The 3,170-nt window shown below is 72.9% G+C and carries 3 protein-coding genes; 2 read left to right on the forward strand and 1 reads right to left on the reverse strand.

The annotated features are described in order from the left end of the window. Positions 1-37: 37 nt before the first annotated feature. Complete coding sequence (locus AB0M20_RS34540; protein ID WP_364304558.1) at positions 38-1,012, reverse strand: aminoglycoside phosphotransferase family protein; 975 nt, start codon at positions 1,010-1,012, stop codon at positions 38-40. A gap of 24 nt (positions 1,013-1,036) precedes the next feature. Here AB0M20_RS34540 and AB0M20_RS34545 point away from each other — a divergent pair, with 24 nt between their 5' ends. Beyond that, entirely contained in the window at positions 1,037-2,413 is a 1,377-nt protein-coding gene (locus AB0M20_RS34545) for an aminotransferase class V-fold PLP-dependent enzyme (protein WP_364304560.1), read from the forward strand. A 70-nt stretch (positions 2,414-2,483) separates the two neighbouring features. Next, positions 2,484-3,170 (forward strand): D-alanyl-D-alanine carboxypeptidase/D-alanyl-D-alanine-endopeptidase (gene dacB / locus AB0M20_RS34550; RefSeq protein WP_364304562.1); only part of this gene is annotated, 687 nt, incomplete at its 3' end.

The raw sequence follows: 3,170 nt of genomic DNA on the forward strand, positions 1-3,170 counted from the left end.
CCCTGGTCGCCGGACAACCCGGCGCGCCTCGCCGGTGTCACCCGGATGGAGAGCGTGGTCCTGCTCCGCTACGCGCTGTCGGACCGCTGCACAGCTTGATCGCCTGAGCGCCGTTCCAGTCGGCGATGCCCTGCATGAACGCCCGGTTGGGATAGTCGCCCTCGAGCAGTCGCAGCGGCCCGGCGGTCAGCGACAGCCGCTGCACGAGCGTGTAGAAGGCGACCCGGTCGCCGTCGAGTCCGTCCACGGCCAGCCGGTGGTAATCCGCGCCGAGCCGGAAGCCCAGGAAGACGTGCTCCCACTCGACGTCGAAATACATCAGGTCCTCGATGTCGATCATGACCGGCCGCTCGTCGCCGTCGATCAGCACGTGGCCCCACAACTCGCCGTGCACGACCGAGTATTCGGCCCGCGGTTGCACGGCCGCCGCCAGCTCGAGCAGCTTGTCGGACAGCCTCTCCCGCGCCGCCGCGATTCGGGCGTCGCGGGCCGCGGCCTCGCGGAGCATCCGCCGGCCGAAGGCCAGCACCTCACCGCCGTTCGGCCGCCCGCCGGCGTCGACGAAGGCAACCTTCCCGTACGCCGGCGCCCGATACGCCCGCATGGCCGCGAGATCCTCGGCGAGCCGCGCCATCACCGGCTCGGCGGCGGCGGGGTCGCGGGCGAGCCGGTCCTCCAGATCCTCGCCGGGGAAGTCCTCGACGATCGCCAGGTCGCCGCCGGCCAGATAGATTGCCGGAGTCCGCAGCCCCAGCGAGGCGAGCCGCTGCTGTGCGGCCAGGTAGAGCTCGAGCCCCACCCCCGCGTTGAACATCTCCGCGGGATCGCCGTCGCCCTCGCGCGCGGGCCAGTAGTTCTCCTCGGCCGTCCACACGTATGCGATCGCCGTGGTCGCGTCGTCCAGGGTGAGCCGGTAGACCCCTTTGCGCGATCCACCCGCCAGGCGGGCGGCTCCGGTCAGGTCCCGGCCGAATGCTTCCCGGGCCGCGCTGTTCAACCGACTCCGATCCACGACCGGCGAGCTTAGGCTCACGCCATGCACAAGGTCGACTGGAATTCCGCGCTCGAGCCGGCGTACCAGCACGCGCTCACCTACCTGGACGGGCTGCCCGAGCGGCCCGTCACGCCCGCCGTCACGCTCGAGGAGTTGCGCGCGGCTCTGGGCGTACCGCTGCCGCAAGGACCTCAGCCACCCGGCGAGGTCGTCGCCGCGCTCGCCGCCGCGGCCGGACCCGGCGTGGTGGCGTCGGGCGCAGGCCGGTACTTCGGCTTCGTCGTCGGCGGCGCCACACCGGCCGCGCTGGCCGCCGACTGGCTCACCTCCGTGTGGGACCAGAACGCGGGGCTCTACGTGCTCGGTCCCTCCGCGATGGTCTGCGAGGAGGCGGCCGCCGGCTGGGCGATCGACCTGCTCGGCCTGCCGCCGCAGACGTCCGCCGGCTTCGTCACCGGGGCGCAGATGGCCAACTTCACCGCGCTCGCGATCGGCGTCCGGGAGGTGCTGCGCCGCCTCGGCCGGGACGTCGACGCCGACGGGCTGTGGGGCGCGCCCAAGGTACGGGTGCTGGTCGGCGGCGAGCGGCACGGCACGATCGACCGGGCGCTGCGCTTCCTCGGCATGGGCAAGGGTTGCGCCGTGCCGGTCGAGGCGGACGACCAGGGCCGCATGCTCGCCTCCGCGCTCCGCGAGACCCTGGCCGCGGGCGACGGGCCGGCCATCGTGTGCGCGCAGGCCGGCAACGTCAACTCCGGCGCCATCGACCCGATGGGCGAGATCATCGACGTGGCGCACGAGGCCGGGGCGTGGGTGCATGTGGACGGCGCGTTCGGCATGTGGGCCGCCGCCAGCCCCCAGCTCAGGCACATGACCGCCGGCATCGAGAGGGCCGACTCGTGGGCGGTGGACGCGCACAAGTGGCTCAACGTGCCCTACGACTCCAGCCTCGTGCTGTGCGCCCACCCCGCCGCGCATCAGGCCGCGATGGGCGCGCGGGCCAGCTACCTGATGAACGCCGAGCACGGTGAGCGCGACGCCGTCGACTACGTTCCCGAGCACTCCCGGCGGGCGCGCGGCTTCGCCGTCTACGCGGCGCTGCGGGCGCTGGGCCGCGACGGGGTCGCCGAGCTGGTCGAGCGGAACTGCGCGATGGCCCGCCGGTTCGCGCTCGGCCTGGCCGCCGGCGGCGCCGAGATCCTCAACGAGGTGACGCTCAACCAGGTCCTGGTGCGGTTCGGGTCCGACGAACGCACCCGTGAGGTGCTCAAGCGGGTGCAGGAGGACGGCACGTGCTGGATGAGCGGCACGACCTGGCGCGGCGTCGCCGCAATCCGGATATCCGTCTCGAACTGGTCCACCGATGAGAGCGATGTCGATCGCTCTGTCGACACAGTACTTTCCTGCGCGGCCGCCTGAGGGCATTGTGTGCACCATGGACATTCGACGGGGGCGGCGAGTATTCGTCGCGAGTGCGATATTGACCTTGGTGGCCGCGCTGGGACCTGCGACCGGCGTGCGGGGCGCGGCCGGCGACCCGGCCCTGACCGCCGCGCTGGATCAGATCCTGGCCGACTCCCGGCTGGCCGGCGCCTCGGCCGGGCTCGAGGTCCGGGACGCGGTGACCGGCGAGGCGCTGTACGAGCGCAACGTCAACCAGCGGCTGATCCCGGCGTCGAACCAGAAGATCCGCACGTCGATCGCGGCGCTGGAGGTGCTCGGGCCGGACCACCGGTTCCACACCGACGTGCTGACCTCCGGCACGAACCTCTACCTGCGCGGCGGCGGCGACCCGACCGTGCTGGCGAGCGACCTCGACGCCCTCGCCGCCGACGTGGCCGCGACCGGCCTGAAGGTCGTCACCGGTGACCTGGTCGCCGACGACACCTGGTTCGACTCGGTCCGGCTCGGCACCGACTGGGTCTGGGACGACGAGCCCTACTCGTACGCGTCGCCCATCTCGGCGCTGACCGTCGCGCCGAACACCGACTACGACGCCGGCGCGGTCATCGTCGCGACCGGCCCCGGCGCGGCCGCCGGCAGCCCGGCCGCCGTGACGCTGACCCCGCCGAACCACTACGTCAAGGTGATCAACAAGGCCACCACGGGCGCGGCCGGCAGCGCGAACACCGCCACCGCCACCCGCCCGCACGGCACGAACACCGTGGTGGTGACC

It is taken from the genome of Actinoplanes sp. NPDC051633 (assembly GCF_040681735.1).
Classification (GTDB): Bacteria; Actinomycetota; Actinomycetes; order Mycobacteriales; family Micromonosporaceae; genus Actinoplanes.